A 17,713-nucleotide genomic window follows, 5' to 3' on the forward strand; every position below is an offset into this window, starting at 1 on the left:
AGAAGTCATGCAAACTCATTGATAATGAAAAATCTTGAGTATCATCATTAAACCACAATAGAAATCATAGCTATTATTGACAAGTTGCTAATCAATTTATGCTTTCTTTCCAGTTTAACTAATCAATGATACCGTATTATGTCCCTAATATTTTTATTAAAAAGGAAATATCATGGTCAAATGTAAATCATAAAGCGGGTCAACAGGGTTATTTTGCATTTATAAAGCGCTTGTCAATTTGCCGCTTTAGATACCAAACCCAGCGACCTTGTACGCTAAATCTGCCCCAACTGCCGATAGCGTATTTATCGCCGCAAGACAATAAATATAGCGTACGTGTTTTGGGCTGATACTTCTGCATAGGCTCGCCTCTCAGATATGCCAGTAGGTTACCAGCTTCTATAGCACCGCCATGTACCGCATGAACCCCCGAATGTGCCATGTCTTTATCTACTCGCGTGGCTACATCGCCGACAGCAAACACATTCGGATGGGAGACGCTTTGTTGCAGGGCATTGACGGCGATAAAACCATTATCAATGGTTTGCAAGTCAGTAGCAGCTGTCCATGCCGACCCCATCACGCCAGTCGCAGCGATAACCGCATCCATCGTCAACGAGTCAGTAGCGGTTGACAACTGACCATCACGATAATCTGTTGCTCGCTCCTGAACCATCTTAATGCCATGGCGATATAGCTGCTTCATAACACGCTGCTGAAAACGCGGATTAAATCCCGATAAAAGATGCTTACCGCACACCAGTGTCACTTGATGGTTAGTATTGATTTGCTGTAGCGCGACTTGAGCAGCCATGACCAACTCTATCGCTGCCGCTCCAGCCCCAATGATAGCCAGTTGATACTTTTTAGATTGTCGGGCTTCCGTCAGAATCTGCTGCCAATGTGTGATAAATTCTGATAATGGCCTAATAGCGATAACACTACTCGTCTCAGCATTATGTAACCAGCGCATATCGGTATCTGCACCGGTGTTTAATGACAATACATCATAGCTATAATGCCTATCGTCAGCGGTCATGACTTGCTGAGATTTAGCGTCTACTGCTGTGATTGGCTGCTGAATAAAGCGCACACCTGCTTGAGAGCAGAGTGACTTTATATCGATACGGATATTATCTAAAGTATAATGTCCCGCCATCCAACCAGGCAACATACCAGAGTAAACAAACTGCGGCTGTGCGCTGATTAATGTGATATCTAATTTGATGGAAGGTGTCATACAGCGTCGACGCAACAAGCCAATATGCGCATGACCAGCACCTGCCAACAGTAGTTTTTTTACAGGCATTTTTTTTGTGGGCATCTCATCGCTCAGTGTCTTTGATAGTTTTTGAATGGTTTGGCAATAGAAATTAAAACATAAGTTAAAAGCATTTAAAGCAAGACTATTGTACGATAACGACGATTCAGTAAATAATATTGACCTGCTAAGACTTTGTGATTAAATTGGTGGCAGCAATCATCTATCGTGATAATACAACCTGACTGACGGCTTATTCTCTAGCAAAGCCATATCGACAATACGTTTAGTGCTCGTCGTTAAACACTTAAAAACCATAAAAACAGTTTGTTTTTATCCTCTAACCATGCAAGGATTCTACGCTTATGAGTAATTCTGACCAGATCACCTCCTCTGATAATACTCACTATCTGCATCATACCTTCTTTGAGCCGCGCGATAGCGACAAAAAGATTACAGCCACGCTACTGATCGTCCATGGCATGTCAGAGCATAGCGGTCGCTATACGGACTTTGCCCAGTTTTTGGCTGATAATGGTATTGCCGTAGCAACTTACGATCAGCTTGGTCATGGTCAAACGGTAAAAACACACGCTGATTTGGGGTTTTTTGGCAGCGAGCATCCGGTGCAGTCGTTGTTAAAAGACGTCATCGTTATGGCTGATAGCTTAAAGGCTCGTCATCCTCATGTGCCGCACTTTGTCATGGGACACTCTATGGGTTCATTTATTGTTCGTAATGTCCTAAAGCACCATGCTCAAGACTTTGCCGGTGCGATTTTGATGGGTACTGCTGATGCCAATCCGTTGACCAAAGTACTACTGCCTATTAATAAACTATTAGCCAAAGCCGCACCAAGAAAGCCAAACGCCGTATTTGCCAATGTAATGAACAAGGTGCTTAACAGCAAGCTTAATAACCGTACTTCTGACTCACAGTTTGCTTGGATCAGTGAAAACCCAGCCAATATCGCCGCTTATGAAGCCGATCCACTCACGGGTTTTGACTTTACCAATAATGGTTTTATGACGTTGTTTACCTTGATGGCAACTAGCTTGCATAAAGGCTGGGCCACGACAATTGCCAAAGACTTTCCGATGCTTTTTGCCAGTGGAAAAAGCGACCCCATCGGTGACATGGGCAGCGGCATTCGTAATATTGTCAGCCGCCTAAAGAAACAAAATTTTAATAACGTGAGTGTAAAGCTCTATCCAAACATGCGCCACGAGCCCCTACATGAGCAGGCTAATAAAGTGGTCTATCACGATATCTTAGAATGGATAGACGATAATAGCTCAACGGTCTAGACGGCATTATTTATTATAAGCAATGACCATTACGCCCAACTTATTTGCTAAAAGCTGCCAAATTAGCGACAATGTGGCAGGCAATATTTTTAGTCGATTCTTTACGATATAGTTAACGATAAAATCTTTTTATTTACCTTTCATCCATCTTAGGAATTTTTATCCATGTCATTACAACAAACCATCGAACAAGCCTTTGAAAACCGCAATGAATACAGCCCAAGCACTATGCCACAAGACGTACGTGATGCTATCAATCAAGTCCTTGAGCAACTAGACAACGGTAGCTTGCGCGTTGCCGAAAAGAAAGATGGCGAATGGGTCGTCAATCAATGGGCAAAAAAAGCGGTATTACTATCATTCCGCTTAAACGACAACTACGTTCAAGCAGCTGGCGAACATGTACAGTTTTATGACAAAGTACCGACTAAATTTGCTAACTGGACTGAAGCACAGTTTAAAGAAGCAGGCGTACGCGTTGTACCACCGGCAGTCGCTCGTAAAGGCTCATTCATCGCGGCAGGCGCAGTATTAATGCCGTCGTATGTCAACATCGGCGCATATGTCGATCAAGGCGCGATGGTCGATACGTGGGCAACGGTCGGTTCATGTGCCCAAATCGGTAAAAACGTGCATCTATCAGGCGGCGTTGGTATCGGCGGTGTATTGGAGCCATTGCAAGCGAATCCAACGATCATCGAAGACAACTGCTTCATCGGTGCGCGTTCTGAAATCGTTGAAGGCGTGATCGTCGAAGAAGGCTCAGTCATCTCGATGGGTGTATTTATCGGTCAGTCAACGCGTATCTATGATCGCGAGACTGGCGAGATTCATCGCGGCCGTGTACCAGCAGGTTCTGTTGTCGTACCGGGTAGCTTACCGTCAGAAGATGGCACACACAGCTTGTACGCTGCTATCATCGTGAAAAAAGTGGATGCGCAAACTCGTGCAAAAACATCGGTAAATGAGCTATTACGCTTAGCCTAGATATTTAGCACGTACCATTAGTTGTTAAATAATATTGTTTTATATAAAGATGCTGGAGGATGACTCCAGCATCTTTTTTGCAGCTTAATATAAGGCGTTACGTTATAATCCTTTGTTGGTTTGGCTTTATGCAAACATAAAAACACCCACACAACCATCTGCCTTTTTTATTACGATTGATAAGTGCCTGATCGCCTTATCAACCTTTAACTGTATTTGACATATTATGAGTGAATCACCATTACGCACCGCCGCTATTCCTGTCACCGACCCTGAAGCAGGATTACGTCTGACTGAAATTTTTTACTCTTTGCAAGGTGAGGCAATAACGTCAGGCTTGCCGACGATATTTGTGCGTCTAACTGGCTGCCCGCTGCGCTGTGTCTATTGTGATACCGAATATGCATTTACGGGCGGCGAACGTCAGTCGCTAGAGACCATTATAGAAACTATCAAAGGTTATCCTTGCAAGCGTATTTGTCTGACAGGCGGCGAGCCATTAGCACAGCCGAATGCCATTGAATTGATGAAACGTTTGCTGAGCGATGGTTATGAGATATCCCTTGAAACCGCAGGCGCGCTCACGGTAGAAAACGTACCAACAGCGGTCAGCAAGGTGATGGATCTTAAAACGCCAAGCTCAGGCGAGGTCGATAAAAACTTATGGTCAAATTTGGACCATCTTACTCAGCATGACCAAATCAAGTTTGTCATCATGAACCGTAAAGATTACGACTGGGCGCAAGCTATGCTAATCGAGCATAAGCTAAATGAATTGGTCGGAACCGTTTGGTTTTCTCCGATGTTTAACGTCGCCGATGATATCGATGAACAGTTTAGCCCTGACGTACCTGTGTTAGCACGAGAACTTGCTGAATGGATGCTGGCTGATGCCTTGCCTGTCCGCTTTCAATTACAATTGCACAAAATCATTTGGGCAGATGCTAAAGGTAAATAGAAAAGCCCACAAAAAAGCAGGTAAAAATCGCTAAACGAACGGACATATAGCCAACGGTAAGGATACAGGGATGGTCAAACTCATTTTACTCGGCTTGTTGGCGGGTGCGTTCTTTAGTTCCACTTTTATTTTAAACGAGCTGATGAGTGATGCAGGCGGTCACTGGTTTTGGTCAGCCAGTCTCCGCTATGTCTTTATGTGGTTGATTATCACCGCTGTTATCGTGATGCAACATGGTTTTGGTCGTATTAAAGCGCTGACAGCGATTTTTTTTCAGCACTGGGGTTTCTGGTGCATGACTGGCAGTATCGGGTTCGGGCTATTTTATACGGGTATTTGCTATGCCGCTGACCATGTCGCCGGTTGGGTGGTAGCAGCCACCTTTATGTTTACCGTCGTGACTAGCCTGTTCGTCTTACTGGCATTTGGCCAACGTTTTGATAAAAAGTTCATCGTCTATGCCGTTATTGTCTTTATCGGTGTGGTACTGGTCAATGTCAGCGAAGGATTGCACGCGGCGGCCATAGTCGATGCTGACGCCGTCCCCATGTCTGATATGCTGCTCTATGGCGCATTACCTGCTCTCATCGCCGCTTTTAGCTATCCCATTGGCAATCAATTGGTTTGGCAAGCGTCTCATAATGCTCGCCAGCGTAATACTCATCTACAAGAAGCAGCGGCGTTAAAGGCTCAACGAGACAATCTCAATCATAATGAGCCACTTATATCTGAAGCCTATGATTTACCAGCTACCACATATGATGCTACCGATATCAATAGTACATATAAAAGTGAGACGGCAACATCATCCTTACAAAACCTAATTGCTCGCATTCCTTCTATCGAAACCACGCTGCTGCAAAATGCCTTTAATAAAGTATGGCTAATGACGCTCGGGAGTTTGCCATTTTGGATGTTTTTAGGCATTATAGTGCGCCCTGATCAACCGCAAGTCTCACAAATATTTAATACGTTGCTCGTTGCTCTATTGGCGGGTGTGGCAGCGACCACCATATTTTTGTATGCACGTGAGCAAGCGGTTACCTCAAGTGAGGTTGCGGGCGTTGATTCTACTCAAGCCAGCGAGGTGATATTTGCCTTGATAGGCGGTATATTATTGCTCAACAACGAGATACCTTCCACATTGGGGTTGGTCGGTATTGGGCTGATTATGTTGGGACTGGTACTATTTGCCAAAGATGGGTGAGACCAAATAACGCTATGATGAATAATTTTATTTTTCCTGATATTCTGCTGTATTTACTCGATATGGTTGGTGTGATTGCTTGTGCTATCGCCGGTACTTTGCTGGCGCAGCACAAGGGCTTCGATATTGCTGGCTGCATCTTAGTTTCGATGGTCAATGCCATTGGCGGTGGTACGCTACGCGATATGGCGCTAGATCGCCATCCGCTATTTTGGATGACCGATCTTAACTATGTGATTGTCATCACTGTCACCTCCCTTATCTTACAGATATTTTTTCATCTGTATCACAAGATTGATAATGCGCTCAAACTCTTTGATGCCATTGGGCTAGCTGCCTTTAGCGTTATTGGTTTTAAAATAGCATTGACCCAAGATATGTCGCCCGTGATTGCCATTATGATGGGTGTTTGGACAGCCATCATTGGCGGTATGCTACGTGATATTATTTGTAATGAGATACCGCTGGTGCTCCAGCGCGAGATTTATATCTCTGCAAGTATTGTAGGCTCGGTCACTTATTTGCTGCTTGACAGTTGGGGTATGGATGCCGGATTGAATGAATTTGTTATGCTGGGTGTTATCTTTGCAGTGCGAATGTTAGCGTTGCGCTTTGATTGGCACCTGCCCTCTATTCGCTTGGTTAAATAAGACGGATTTGGATTGTTTAAAAAGCAACCTCTCTTATATTCGCTTATAATGCTTAGCCAATCATCATAAAAACCTACTGAGATTCGCACATGTTGGCTATCGCATTGGACCCTACGGTACTGATCACGACGTTCGACCCGCGTTCTTTGCTCTACTTGTTTGACATGATCGGCATTGTGGCTTGTAGTATCTCAGGGACTATCCTAGCAAAACATAAAAAATTCGACGTTTTTGGCTGCTTGTTGGTATCAATCGTGACCGCTATCGGCGGCGGCACCGTCCGTGATGTAATTTTGGATCGTCATCCACTGTTTTGGATGGTAGATATGAGCTACTTGACCGTCATCACCTTCTGCTCATTAGCGACACAAATATTTTTTCGTCCTAATTCTAGACGCGTCGATAGATTTCTCAAGCTCTCCGATACCATTGGTCTGTCAGCCTTTACCTTGATTGGTATCAAGGTTGCCGATAGTATGGGCGCCAATGTGCCCGTGGCCTTATTGCTTGGGGTGATTACTATTATTGTCGGCGGCATCATCCGCGATATGATTTGCAATGAGATTCCGCTGGTGCTACAGCAAGAGATTTATATCACCGCAGCCTTAACAGGCGGCATTCTATACTTTGCCCTGCACAATTTAGGTGTGGCGGATTGGATTGCTGACATCTCTGCCATGACTACGATTTTTACGTTAAGAATGCTCGCCATTCGCTACGATTGGCAATTCCCTGCTCTTGAATGGAAGTATTGAACCCTACAATGCCAATATTAAAAAAGCGTCAACTTTAAACACAGTTGACGCCCTATTATTGTCTTTTCGTAGTCTTAGAATAAGGTAACATCTTTATTCACTAACGACTGCTAAGTCCCTTACCATCAGTTGCAGACTTTGTTTGCCATTCCATTCATTAATATCCAATTGAAATAACACGTGCACTTTTTCGGCACGATAGTCCCATGCCTCGCTATCGAAGTTAAAATAAATCGCTTCAATCGGATACTGCACATCAGGATAACGCAGTGATAGTTTAAGGTGCTTGTCTTTTAATACCTTAAAGCTTAATACTTCGAACACCCCATCAAATATCGGCGGTGCAAAGCCATGACCCCAAATACTGGCATTGGCCAAATGCTCAGCAAACCATAAGCTAAAGTCGCTCGCCTGCAACGCTCCATCAGTGAACTTCTGCTCTGCAAATACGTCATCCTCCATCTCTGCCATGACGTCATTGAACCCTGTGGCAAATGCCTCAAAATTGCGACGCTTCAAGGTCAGACCTGCTGCCATCGCATGACCACCAAAATGGCTGATTAAGTCAGGATAGCGTTCAGCAACTTGTTCAATCGCATCACGAATATGCACGCCAGCGATAGACCGCGCAGAACCTTTAATGGCATCGTCGTCACCTGTACGCTCTGTATCTGCTGGCGCAAAAACGATACTGGGCAAATAATGACTTTCTTTTAAACGTCCAGCGACGATACCGATAACACCTTGATGCCAGTCATCTTGATACAAAATAATGCTGCGATCTTGATTATTAACAGCCTGTCTCTCAGTTTTATGCTGAGTAATAGTATCGCCGCTTTCGTCAGCATCATTATCGTTATTAGTAGCAGCTAATGCTTGTACGATGCTATCCGCTTGCGCGCGCATCTCACCTTCTACGTGACGACGGGTACGGTTTAGCTGCTCAAGCTCTTGCGCCAAGCGCTGCGCCGTACTCCAGTCTTCGGTCAATAGACACTCGATACCGATGCGCATATTGTCCATACGTCCGGCAGCGTTGATACGAGGCCCTAACACAAAACCAAAATCTTGTGCCTGCATCTTCTTAGGATCACGGCCCGCTTGCTCAAGCAATGCCAATATACCCAGACAGCAGCGTCCTTGCTGGATAGCCGCTAGACCATGATGCACTAAGATGCGATTGTTTTTATCCAGTACACCAACGTCAGCAATCGTCCCAAGCGCCACCAAATCCAAATACTGACTGACTTGGACGGTAGATTTATCGGCTTCACGGCGCAGCTTGGCTAAGCGTCCGAGCACATAAAATGCCACGCCGACCCCTACGAGCGCTTTGCTGGTAAAGTTGCAGTCGAGCTGATTGGGATTGACCACCGCTTCAGCAGGTGGTGTCTCTTTGGTCGTCAGATGATGATCTGTAATGATCACAGTGATACCATCGGCTTGCGCACGTGCCACGCCTTCATGACTTGATATACCGTTGTCTACCGTGACAATCAACTCTGGCTGATACGTCTTAATGCCTAATTCGACAATCTCTGGCGTCAGACCATAGCCGTATTTAAAGCGATCTGGTACTAGGAAGTCGACGACTGCGCCCATTTTTTTGAGTGCACGCATCATCAGCGCGGTACTGGTCGCGCCATCACAGTCAAAATCGCCCACGATAAGGATACGCTGACCGTCATCGATGGCAACGTCTAATAGACGCACTGCTTCTGTGACGCCATGCAGCATCTCTGCGGGCAACAGACCTGACAGGCCAGTCTCAAGCTCATCGGGCTGGGTAATACCGCGAGCTGCATATAAGCGAGCGAGCGTTAATGATTGGGCGGCAAGTGGTTGCAACGCGGTGGGCAACTCGTCGATGCGAGTGCTGGTATAACGGGGGGTTAAATTTAGCATGAGGCTATTCTACTGGCTTTAGCAGAGGGTCACAATGGTAATTTATAATGCCTCGGTATATCGTTTTTGATTGCATTACATTGTAATAAATCATACTTTACTGCCTGCGTAAATCAAGTTATCCATGCTTACCTACCTAGCGCACATAACTGCGCATTTACAAAAACGGTGCATAGTGACCGTATTTTTCTGCATTTTGCTACAAAGCAATGATTGTATGCCTCTTATAAATCCATAAAATAGTAACCAACTGAGAGACTTGCTATCTATTGAGACTTTTAATCTGATTTTTTTATTTTAACTATTTATAAGGATGCGTTATGAAAACCACACCAACCGCTGAAAAACTACCAAATACTATCGATCCTAGCTTAGATTTGGAAACAGTAAAAAAAGAGTGCCAAAAGCTGGTCAAAAAACGCGCCAAATATTCTGCCGGTGTCGCCATCATTCCTGTGCCATTTTTTGATGTTGCTGTGGATGCGGGCATGCTTACCCAACTATTGCCAGAAATCAGTGAACGCTTTGGCTTGATTGAAGGACGTCAATCAGCAGTTGACCTAGAGTCACGCGCGATTCATTGGGGTGCTCTAAAAGATCGTACTGTCGATTTTGCAGGATTAATGGCGACGCGCGGTATCGTCAAAAAGACCGTACAAGGCTTCGGCGGTCGTATCGCTGCCAAGCAAGTGACGAAATTCATCCCGTTAGGTGGCCAAATGGTTGCTGCTACGATGGGCTATATGATTTTCAAAAAAATCGCGAATGATCATATCGAAGAGTGCTACAAATTAGCAAAAGACATTCAGCAAAAGCAACACGGCAAGAATGTCTAACTCTGTTAAACAATAGAGAATAGCTCTATAAAGTAAAACCAGCTAAGACGCATTGTCTTAGCTGGTTTTTTTGTGCTTAGTTACGCATATGCATATATAGGTTTAATTTCTCAATTTAATGACAGCCTTTTTCATAATACATTTCTAACTCAGAATACTCTATATCACTAATTATAATAATGTTATCTGCATAAGGACGATACTTTCTAACCATTATTTTCGCTGTTGGTTTGTTCTCTATGAGAATTACCCCATCTTCGAGCCGAACATCGTTATCAAAACTAAATCCATCTCCCATGACTTTTGATGTAGAGCCTTTCCAATGACACTGCTCTATATGATAATCAGACATCACATATACACTTCTTATAAAAAACAGGCTGGGTATTAAAGCAATTAAGACACAGAAAATAAGTAACTTACGATTCATATGACATTTTACCCCTAGTTAAAATATATTTTGAATCACTTCTCTGTGCATAGTCAGATCCAAGTGGGTCGACAATGCGAACTTTTATAGTGGATTTACTACATAAATACTCCATGTAAATTTCATCTCTCTTATCTATAAAACTCGTTACATTAAGATGAATTTTATACGTAGATTATTACATGCCACATTTTAGAATAGATGGTTATGAGTTCACGTCAACAGTAATGCTGCTGTTGGGTTGCATCATGCTTTTCATCGCCAGTATTTCTGCGGTGTTTAATGACAGTTTTGATAACTTTTCGTGGAAACACATCACTACGTGGTTATTTATCGTGGGTGGTTTACTGATGATTATTGGATACATTGGTTATAAAGCCTATACGTATTATCATCCTTATGCATGGCTGGATTAACAGAGTGAATCCTCTAAAATCAGATACGGTATAGTTGATGGTGTCATTATTAGGTTTTGCTGATAATATACAGTTCTAAATAGCGCCGACACTTTAAAGGACTAACCCATGAAAAAAATCTTAATCTCAACGGCTATGCTTGCTACCTTCGCCCTAGCGGGTTGCACAACGACGGACGGTATGAATACTAATGCTGGCAATGCGATTGGTACAGCAAATAATATCGGTATGAACGTATTTAAAGCAGCAGTTGATAATCAGTGCCGTAGTCAGATTGAAAATCAAAGCGCTTGGCGCATTGCCAGTGTAGCCATGACTGAAACGCAAGAAGAAGCCATAAAAAGCAATGTCTGTGGCTGTGTCAGTGAGCAAGCCCCGCAGCAAGTGACCCTTGTTGAATTGGGTAATGCAGCGATAGACACACAGTATCGCACACAGTTGGTAACCAGAGTCGTCGCCAAATCTTTACAAACGTGTTATGCAAGTTTCACCAAATAAACTTTTAATAAGTAGCCAAATACATTTTTGACAATGTATTTTCGACATTGATATTAATATTGACACAAGCTGGGTTAGCGATTGCTTAACCCAGCTTACTCGTATAAATTAGGTGTAAATGAAATTCACTTTATATCAAGGATGATAGATGAAAAGACGTGAGTTTATAAAACTAGGCGGTCAGGTGACCGTAGCAGGTACTTTGTTGACCCAGCTAAGTGCTTGCTCATCAGACGATGACTCCACCAATTCGAATACCTTAGATAAGGTAGACGATTTAGGTTATCAAGGTGCAGCACCTTTCGTACACGGTATCGCCAGCGGTGACCCTTTGCATGATCGAGTGATACTGTGGACACGAATCACCAATGACGGCAGTATCAGTGCCACTAGCATTCCAGTCGGATATGTCATCGCGACAGATCCAGAGCTCAAAAACATTGTCGCTAGCGGCAGAGCATTGGCCACCTCAGAGTCTGATTTTACCGTCAAAGTCGACCCAAAACTTCCCCAATCTAATACCACTTACTATTACGCTTTTGAAGCTTTAGGCTATACATCCCCTATCGGTCGCACGCGTACGATACCCAATGCAGACTTGCCAGCCAGCGAAGTAGATCGCGTGCGCTTAGCAGTGGTTTCCTGCTCTAATTATGGTTATGGCTATTTTAATGGCTATGCAGATATCGCTAAACAAGCAGATATATCAGCCGTATTGCATTTGGGTGACTATATTTATGAGTATCCAGAGGGCTTTTATCGCGATCAATCCTTGATAGAAGAGCGTCCGATAGACCCAAAAAATGAAATCATTAGCTTAGAAGATTATCGTCGTCGCTACGCCTGCTATCGTACTGATATTGACTTGCAAGAATGTCATCGCCAACATCCCTTTATCGCTGTTTGGGATGATCATGAGATCGCAGACAACTCATGGAAGGGTGGTGCTCGGTTCCATACTGACAGTAAAGGCAGCTATATAGAGCGCAAAATGTCAGCGGTTCGCGCCTATCACGAGTGGATGCCTATCCGTGACGATAGTAGCAACGAGCTCGACAGTCAGCTGCGGATTTATCGACGCTTTGAGTTTGGTAAGTTGTTTGATCTAAATATGTTAGACACGCGTATATTTGGCCGTGAAAAGCTAGATGCGACAGCCAGTAATGAGCCCGAGCGTCAACTGCTAGGACTTGAGCAAGAAAACTGGCTATATCTAAATATGCTAGAGGGAAAGCGCCGCGATGCGACATGGCAAATACTGGGACAACAAGTCATTTTAGCGCCGTTCAAAGGTGCATCTGCGACCAACTCCGGAGATATTTGGAATGGCTACGCCAGTGCGCGCGATCGTCTGCTCAATTTTATTGAAGACAACAATATCGATAACACCGTCGTGCTGACTGGCGATTATCACGCTTCCTTCGCTTTTGATGTCTGTAAAAACCCATTTGATGCTAGCAGCTACAACCCAAATACTGGTGCAGGGTCGCTGGCTGTCGAGTTCGTTTGCCCTGCTCTGACGTCCCTTGCCTTCCCTGAAAATAACAATGGACCAGAGGCTAATCCCCATCAGAAGTTTAACAATCAAACCGATCATGGATATATGCTACTCGACATCACCGAGCAGGCCTGCCAGTGCGACTGGTATTATACCGATACGCTGACTGAGCGCGATGACAGTACTCGCTTTGCCAAAGGGCTGTATACTCAGACGAAGACCAATCACTTGGTTGAAGGCAGTCAATCTCGTCCTATCACCAACGTCTCTGCTTTAGCTGCTGCAAATAAAGCAGTCGGGATGAAAATATAAGTATCGTTAAGTGCTACAGATATTTAAAGCATCAAAGTAATCTTCGTTGAGAATACAAAACAACAAAAAGGGTGCGTTATAAATAACGCACCCTTTTTATTGCTGAGCCTTTGTACCATCCACTCCTCTCAGCTTATTACTTTGGCTTAGAACTTGTTTTTGTCAACTGGACTCTGTGACAGAGCTGCTGCAAAAGGCAGTATTTTACTGCGACTAAAATACTTAGAAGAGCCATCGATAATCTTGTCTACTTCTTTGATCAAATCATTAATAACGTCATCATAAACACCATGATATAGTTCGGTTTCGAATGCCGTAAAGGGATGCTTACGCGATGCCGAGCTGACCTCTGTCACGCCTTGCTTACTATAAAAAATATCGACTCGACCATCACTGTTGAGTACACAATTTAATAATCCGCCCTCCAGCTCCATCTCTACTCGCTCAGGCATAAAAATATAATCGTCTACATTGATGAGTTTTTTTTCTACTTCTCTTTTAAAAAATGATTTGATATCAAACATGGATATATCCCTGACCTAAATTATAATATACGTTAGCACGCCTGACTTTATGACCATCACCCAGCATTCATTTGCATGCTTGGTAGGTCGTGCTTTGTTAATGTATCCTATAAGATAGAGGGCTATTTTTTAAGACAGGAAATGTAAAACTGCGTGTGCGGTTGGTAATAGTAAGACGGTATATAGATTTAAAACCTGAGCCAGCATAAAAAATGTCCATTACACCGCATCAACTAAACTCCTCCAAGTAACTATTGTTTATAGTTGATATGATTAAGCTTATATAAGCTAATCAGGAAAGCTAATAACAAAAAATTGCCATAAAAAAAGTCAGCCACCTAAGTGACTGACTTCATTTAAAATATTTGGTGGAGATGGCGGGAGTTGAACCCGCGTCCGCCAGCATTACGCTCATGAATCTACATGTTTAGTTTCTGTCTTTGATTTTAGTCTGCACCGATCCGACAGTCAGGATGGATTAGCCGATTCTCTACTTTTGAACCCAAGCGATTGAGACAATCCCTTGTGGCGAGCCTACATGCGGACGCTTCAACTTAGTTGACCAACTGTAGGTGATCAGCAACTTAGTAAGCAGGGTCTAAACCAAGTAAACTGGGTTTATGCTGCTAGAGCGTAATTTTCGTCGTTTGCGACTATAACAATATATGTTGGATTAACGAGAGGACATATACTCTCGACATGCATCATTGAGTTTCATCACCAGCGTCGAAGCCAGAACATCCCCAATAAGGTCGAGTATTATATAGGAATTAAGTACCAACTTTCAACCTATAAAACACCCTCATTACATTACGTTACAGCTCAATTCTCTAAGCCAATACTTTATTTAACCATTTACCAATATTTTGAATTTGTGGCATACATACCTGATGTGCCATTGGATAGGTATTATAAGACACATTATAATCTTTTGCTGATAAAAGCTGCTGCGCTTGCTCGCCTAAGATCACAGGAACGACTGGGTCGTGAGTACCATGCTCAATCAATATTGGCATGTCTCTATTAGCAGCACTATAATCAATATTATCATTGGTTGCTAAATACGTAGAGAGCGTCATCAGGCCAGCCAAGCGCTTCGGATAGCCGAGTGCCACATGATAAGCCACTGCCCCGCCCTGCGAAAACCCTGCAATCACAATATGCTCAGGAGCAACACCGCGCTCAACCTCACGGCTAATCAAATCATTGATCTGTTGGGCAGACTCTTCAATTTGAGCCACATCGATTTTGCGCTCAAGGCTCATCTCTAAAATATCGTACCAAGCAGGCATCACCATCCCGCCATTCACGGTCACTGGGCGCTTAGGTGCATGTGGAAAGATAAAGCGTACTGCCATATCATTAGCCAATCCTAACTGCGGTACCACAGGCTCAAAGTCATGACCACTGGCACCTAAGCCATGAAGCCAAATAACAGCACGGTTGATGGTTTTTTGGCTAGGGTTATGCTCAACGATAACAGCGTCTAAATAGTCAGTCATGACTGATCCTTAATACAATTTTGATAGTTTAGCTTTGAGAATTGGGAGTGAAATATTTTTGTAACAATCACTCGCCTGTCATTATCTTTTAAAAATTATCAGGTAACGTAAGGGATGGATAAATGACAGCAATATTGTACTTATTATTTTTCACTTTTTGTAGGGACAGTTTACATGACAATGTTAGATAATTCAGTGGCGACGCTCAATCAACTCAAAAAAACGCCATTTAAAACCATTAAGACGGTCAGTATAGCCATAGCACTAGGGGCCACTTGCACCCTATCAATGGCCGCAGACGATATACGCAATACCACATTGACTCAAACATCCAATCAAACTATCAAGCCATCACTAAAACAACTACCAAAAAACCTGCCTGCCACGCCTCAAGCTTATACCTATGGTGTTCGTCCATTTTATTTGATCAATGATATGGATGAGAGCCCATTAAAAGAAGAGCTGTTGGCTTGTAGTGCGCAAACGCCTAGCAAAACCAACTTTTCTATCGCGCATCGCGGTGCACCGCTGCAACTGCCAGAACACACTTATGACAGCTATGTTGCCTCAGCGCAAATGGGCGCAGGTATCTTGGAATGTGACGTGGCTTTTACCAATGACGGCGAGCTGGTCTGCCGCCATGCACAAGACGATCTGCATACCACTACTAATATCCTTGCTACCCCGCTGGCCAAACAGTGCACCGTACCGCCAATCATAGATGCCAATGGTGTACTGACCAATGCCGACAGTATTGAATGCCGTACCTCAGACATCAGTGCCAATCAATTTAAAACATTGACGGGCAAAATGGACGCCGCGAATAAAAAAGCGACTAGTATCGATGAATATATGAATGCGACTGCGCCTTGGCGAACGGACTTATACTCGCAAAATGGCAAGGTATTGACTTTGAAAGAGCATATCGCATTGGCACGCCAACTGGGTATGAAGCACACGCCTGAGCTAAAAGCGCCCGCAGTGACCATGCCGTTCAATGGCTATCGTTTAGATGATTACCGCCAGCAGCTCATAGAGACTTATAAGGCAGCGGGTGTTCCTGCAAACGATGTATTTGCGCAGTCATTCAATATAGAAGACCTTGATTACTGGATAAAAAATGAGCCAGCTTATGGTGCCAATGCCGTTTATCTCATCGATGACAGTAATGAAACCGCTAAAAACAAGACGTTTGATAAAGATGATGCGACAACATGGAAGCACTCCTTGGCTGAGATCAAAGCCCGTGGCATTAACATCATTGCGCCAGCACTTTGGCTATTAGTCACAACTGATGACAATGGAAAAATGATACCGTCAGCCTATGCAAAACAAGCAAAAGCCAATGACCTAAAAATCATTACGTGGTCAATAGAGCGTTCAGGGCCATTAACCGATGGCGGTGACTGGTATTATAGTGGTCTTGGCGAGGCTATCAATAATGATGGTGATATGATGAATTATATCGATGTGTTGGCACAAGACGTCGGTGTCCAAGGCATCTTTTCAGATTGGCCCGCTACGGTGAGTTATTATGCCAACTGTAAAGGCTTAAAATAGGTTAATCCGACTCCTTTTTCTTATCTAAGTGTCTAATATTAAGACACACCCAATACCAGCTTAATTATTGTTAAGCTGGTTTTTTATTTTCCATTGGTTGTATCAGCATCATTAAATAATAGACCATTTGCTCAATACCCTGCTTTTCCATCAAGTTTTCACACTGTTTGGATGGTGGTAGCAAGAGCAGGCTGCTGTTTTGTGCTACGATAATTTACTAAAATTATAAAACGATATAGAAACTATGACCCATATTTTACTGGTGGAAGACGATCCTGCTATTGCGATGTCACTCAAAGTTACTTGCAAACGTGAAGGCTGGAAAATCACTTGGCTAGATAATGCGAGCAGCGTGTTGCCAATGCTTCATAGCCTTGAGGCGCAAGATCTATCGGCGATTATTTTAGATGTTGGCTTGCCAGATGGTGATGGTCTCAGCCTCTGCCAGCAAATACGACACACCCCTGATATCGATGGCTTAAAAGACATCCCTATCGTATTTTTGACGGCTCGTAGCGACGAAGTTGATAGGATTTTGGGTTTAGAGATGGGCGGTGATGATTATTGTGCCAAGCCTTTTAGCCCGCGCGAGTTGGTTGCCCGTCTAAAAGCCATTTGGCGACGTGAGCAATTACTGTCTAAGCAATCTGCTACTCATACCACAGCCACCGATAATACAACTAACCGTGCTTCTTCAAATAGTATGTCAGGACAAGCATTAACGTTTGAATGTCAATCTGGCGTTTGGCATTACCAACCGCTCAATTACTCCTTGATGTGGCAAGAGCAAAAGCTGGAGCTCAGCAATACCGAGCGCAAAATTTTGCTGACATTATTGCAAGCACCCAATCAAGTCTTTAGCCGTGAGCAATTACTCAGCGCTGTGAGCGACTACCCTGATCATCGCTTGGCCAGAACCATAGACAGTCATATTAAGTCCATTCGTAAGCAGCTGGCCACTGTCGACGCGAGCATTGAGGTCATTCATACTCATCGTGGATTGGGTTACGCATTATGTCCCGCTTAGTCATAACTAACTATAGTCAGGTCAATATAAAAAAGGGACAGCGTGACTGGTATAAATTTTTCGTAGCCTCTGTCTGCGTA

Annotated in this window: 17 protein-coding genes and 1 other RNA gene; 12 read left to right on the plus strand and 6 right to left on the minus strand. The window is 43.7% G+C overall.

Going from position 1 to position 17,713, the window contains the following annotated elements; translation table 11 throughout:
* Positions 1–208: 208 nt before the first annotated feature.
* Positions 209–1,324, minus strand: a complete 1,116-nt coding sequence (locus tag IOD06_RS06695) for an FAD-dependent oxidoreductase (RefSeq protein ID WP_194620109.1) — start codon at positions 1,322–1,324, stop codon at positions 209–211.
* A gap of 302 nt (positions 1,325–1,626) precedes the next feature.
* On the opposite strand from IOD06_RS06695, the gene IOD06_RS06700 reads away from it, so the two are divergent.
* From IOD06_RS06700 to IOD06_RS06725, 6 genes are all read left to right on the plus strand, one after another.
* On the plus strand, positions 1,627–2,568 hold the full coding sequence (locus IOD06_RS06700; RefSeq protein ID WP_194620111.1) for an alpha/beta fold hydrolase: 942 nt from the start codon (positions 1,627–1,629) through the stop codon (positions 2,566–2,568).
* Positions 2,569–2,733: 165 nt separating this feature from the next.
* Positions 2,734–3,555 carry a 2,3,4,5-tetrahydropyridine-2,6-dicarboxylate N-succinyltransferase gene (dapD, locus tag IOD06_RS06705; protein WP_010199491.1) on the plus strand — a complete coding sequence of 274 codons (822 nt, stop codon included), beginning with the start codon at positions 2,734–2,736 and terminating at the stop codon, positions 3,553–3,555.
* Positions 3,556–3,781: 226 nt separating this feature from the next.
* A complete protein-coding gene (gene queE / locus IOD06_RS06710) occupies positions 3,782–4,513 on the plus strand; it encodes a 7-carboxy-7-deazaguanine synthase QueE (RefSeq protein WP_194620113.1) in 732 nt (243 codons plus the stop codon).
* 70 nt (positions 4,514–4,583) lie between these two features.
* Complete coding sequence (locus tag IOD06_RS06715; protein WP_194620115.1) at positions 4,584–5,720, plus strand: multidrug resistance efflux transporter family protein; 1,137 nt, start codon at positions 4,584–4,586, stop codon at positions 5,718–5,720.
* Positions 5,721–5,734: 14 nt separating this feature from the next.
* A complete protein-coding gene (locus IOD06_RS06720; protein WP_194620117.1) occupies positions 5,735–6,370 on the plus strand; it encodes a trimeric intracellular cation channel family protein in 636 nt (211 codons plus the stop codon).
* A gap of 89 nt (positions 6,371–6,459) precedes the next feature.
* The gene (locus tag IOD06_RS06725) at positions 6,460–7,125 is read left to right on the plus strand and encodes a trimeric intracellular cation channel family protein (RefSeq protein WP_010199481.1); all 666 of its coding nucleotides are present in this window, start codon (positions 6,460–6,462) and stop codon (positions 7,123–7,125) included.
* A 93-nt stretch (positions 7,126–7,218) separates the two neighbouring features.
* Here IOD06_RS06725 and recJ read toward each other — a convergent pair whose 3' ends face one another.
* Positions 7,219–9,030, minus strand: coding sequence for a single-stranded-DNA-specific exonuclease RecJ (recJ, locus tag IOD06_RS06730; protein WP_194620118.1), 1,812 nt, complete (start codon positions 9,028–9,030; stop codon positions 7,219–7,221).
* Positions 9,031–9,350: 320 nt separating this feature from the next.
* Between recJ and IOD06_RS06735 the strand changes: the two genes are divergently transcribed.
* Positions 9,351–9,866 carry a hypothetical protein gene (locus IOD06_RS06735; RefSeq protein ID WP_010199475.1) on the plus strand — a complete coding sequence of 172 codons (516 nt, stop codon included), beginning with the start codon at positions 9,351–9,353 and terminating at the stop codon, positions 9,864–9,866.
* A 115-nt stretch (positions 9,867–9,981) separates the two neighbouring features.
* On the opposite strand, the gene IOD06_RS06740 is transcribed toward IOD06_RS06735, so the two are convergent.
* On the minus strand, positions 9,982–10,296 hold the full coding sequence (locus IOD06_RS06740; RefSeq protein WP_194620119.1) for a hypothetical protein: 315 nt from the start codon (positions 10,294–10,296) through the stop codon (positions 9,982–9,984).
* A 182-nt stretch (positions 10,297–10,478) separates the two neighbouring features.
* Here IOD06_RS06740 and IOD06_RS06745 point away from each other — a divergent pair, with 182 nt between their 5' ends.
* The 3 genes from IOD06_RS06745 to IOD06_RS06755 all read left to right on the plus strand — a co-directional run bounded on the left by IOD06_RS06745 (position 10,479) and on the right by IOD06_RS06755 (position 13,020).
* Entirely contained in the window at positions 10,479–10,712 is a 234-nt protein-coding gene (locus IOD06_RS06745; protein WP_194620120.1) for a hypothetical protein, read from the plus strand.
* Between the two features lie 108 nt (positions 10,713–10,820).
* Positions 10,821–11,210, plus strand: coding sequence for a hypothetical protein (locus tag IOD06_RS06750; RefSeq protein ID WP_194620121.1), 390 nt, complete (start codon positions 10,821–10,823; stop codon positions 11,208–11,210).
* A gap of 148 nt (positions 11,211–11,358) precedes the next feature.
* Positions 11,359–13,020 (plus strand): alkaline phosphatase, encoded by a 1,662-nt coding sequence (locus IOD06_RS06755; protein WP_194620122.1) that lies wholly within the window; start codon positions 11,359–11,361, stop codon positions 13,018–13,020.
* 146 nt (positions 13,021–13,166) lie between these two features.
* Here the strand turns inward: IOD06_RS06755 and IOD06_RS06760 are convergent, their stop codons facing one another.
* From IOD06_RS06760 to IOD06_RS06770, 3 genes are all read right to left on the minus strand, one after another.
* Positions 13,167–13,544, minus strand: a complete 378-nt coding sequence (locus IOD06_RS06760) for a hypothetical protein (protein ID WP_194620123.1) — start codon at positions 13,542–13,544, stop codon at positions 13,167–13,169.
* A gap of 366 nt (positions 13,545–13,910) precedes the next feature.
* Positions 13,911–14,289, minus strand: a transfer-messenger RNA (tmRNA) gene (ssrA, locus tag IOD06_RS06765).
* 85 nt (positions 14,290–14,374) lie between these two features.
* Positions 14,375–15,046 (minus strand): alpha/beta hydrolase, encoded by a 672-nt coding sequence (locus IOD06_RS06770; protein WP_194620124.1) that lies wholly within the window; start codon positions 15,044–15,046, stop codon positions 14,375–14,377.
* Positions 15,047–15,220: 174 nt separating this feature from the next.
* Between IOD06_RS06770 and IOD06_RS06775 the strand changes: the two genes are divergently transcribed.
* Both IOD06_RS06775 and IOD06_RS06780 read left to right on the plus strand, forming a co-directional pair.
* Positions 15,221–16,606 (plus strand): glycerophosphodiester phosphodiesterase family protein, encoded by a 1,386-nt coding sequence (locus IOD06_RS06775; RefSeq protein WP_194620126.1) that lies wholly within the window; start codon positions 15,221–15,223, stop codon positions 16,604–16,606.
* Between the two features lie 244 nt (positions 16,607–16,850).
* Positions 16,851–17,633, plus strand: coding sequence for a response regulator (locus IOD06_RS06780; RefSeq protein ID WP_194620128.1), 783 nt, complete (start codon positions 16,851–16,853; stop codon positions 17,631–17,633).
* Positions 17,634–17,713 lie beyond the last annotated feature (80 nt).

Origin of the sequence: Psychrobacter sp. N25K4-3-2 (assembly GCF_015351755.1) — a bacterium.
GTDB lineage: Bacteria > Pseudomonadota > Gammaproteobacteria > Pseudomonadales > Moraxellaceae > Psychrobacter > Psychrobacter glaciei.

What these genes read in the sequence shown, in the direction of transcription:
- IOD06_RS06695 (WP_194620109.1), bottom strand. Translation starts at nt 1,324, where the DNA reads ATGCCCACAAAAAAAATGCCTGTAAAAAAACTACTGTTGGCAGGTGCT.
- IOD06_RS06700 (WP_194620111.1), top strand. Translation starts at nt 1,627, where the DNA reads ATGAGTAATTCTGACCAGATCACCTCCTCTGATAATACTCACTATCTG.
- dapD (WP_010199491.1), top strand. Translation starts at nt 2,734, where the DNA reads ATGTCATTACAACAAACCATCGAACAAGCCTTTGAAAACCGCAATGAA.
- queE (WP_194620113.1), top strand. Translation starts at nt 3,782, where the DNA reads ATGAGTGAATCACCATTACGCACCGCCGCTATTCCTGTCACCGACCCT.
- IOD06_RS06715 (WP_194620115.1), top strand. Translation starts at nt 4,584, where the DNA reads ATGGTCAAACTCATTTTACTCGGCTTGTTGGCGGGTGCGTTCTTTAGT.
- IOD06_RS06720 (WP_194620117.1), top strand. Translation starts at nt 5,735, where the DNA reads ATGATGAATAATTTTATTTTTCCTGATATTCTGCTGTATTTACTCGAT.
- IOD06_RS06725 (WP_010199481.1), top strand. Translation starts at nt 6,460, where the DNA reads ATGTTGGCTATCGCATTGGACCCTACGGTACTGATCACGACGTTCGAC.
- recJ (WP_194620118.1), bottom strand. Translation starts at nt 9,030, where the DNA reads ATGCTAAATTTAACCCCCCGTTATACCAGCACTCGCATCGACGAGTTG.
- IOD06_RS06735 (WP_010199475.1), top strand. Translation starts at nt 9,351, where the DNA reads ATGAAAACCACACCAACCGCTGAAAAACTACCAAATACTATCGATCCT.
- IOD06_RS06740 (WP_194620119.1), bottom strand. Translation starts at nt 10,296, where the DNA reads ATGAATCGTAAGTTACTTATTTTCTGTGTCTTAATTGCTTTAATACCC.
- IOD06_RS06745 (WP_194620120.1), top strand. Translation starts at nt 10,479, where the DNA reads ATGCCACATTTTAGAATAGATGGTTATGAGTTCACGTCAACAGTAATG.
- IOD06_RS06750 (WP_194620121.1), top strand. Translation starts at nt 10,821, where the DNA reads ATGAAAAAAATCTTAATCTCAACGGCTATGCTTGCTACCTTCGCCCTA.
- IOD06_RS06755 (WP_194620122.1), top strand. Translation starts at nt 11,359, where the DNA reads ATGAAAAGACGTGAGTTTATAAAACTAGGCGGTCAGGTGACCGTAGCA.
- IOD06_RS06760 (WP_194620123.1), bottom strand. Translation starts at nt 13,544, where the DNA reads ATGTTTGATATCAAATCATTTTTTAAAAGAGAAGTAGAAAAAAAACTC.
- IOD06_RS06770 (WP_194620124.1), bottom strand. Translation starts at nt 15,046, where the DNA reads ATGACTGACTATTTAGACGCTGTTATCGTTGAGCATAACCCTAGCCAA.
- IOD06_RS06775 (WP_194620126.1), top strand. Translation starts at nt 15,221, where the DNA reads ATGACAATGTTAGATAATTCAGTGGCGACGCTCAATCAACTCAAAAAA.
- IOD06_RS06780 (WP_194620128.1), top strand. Translation starts at nt 16,851, where the DNA reads ATGACCCATATTTTACTGGTGGAAGACGATCCTGCTATTGCGATGTCA.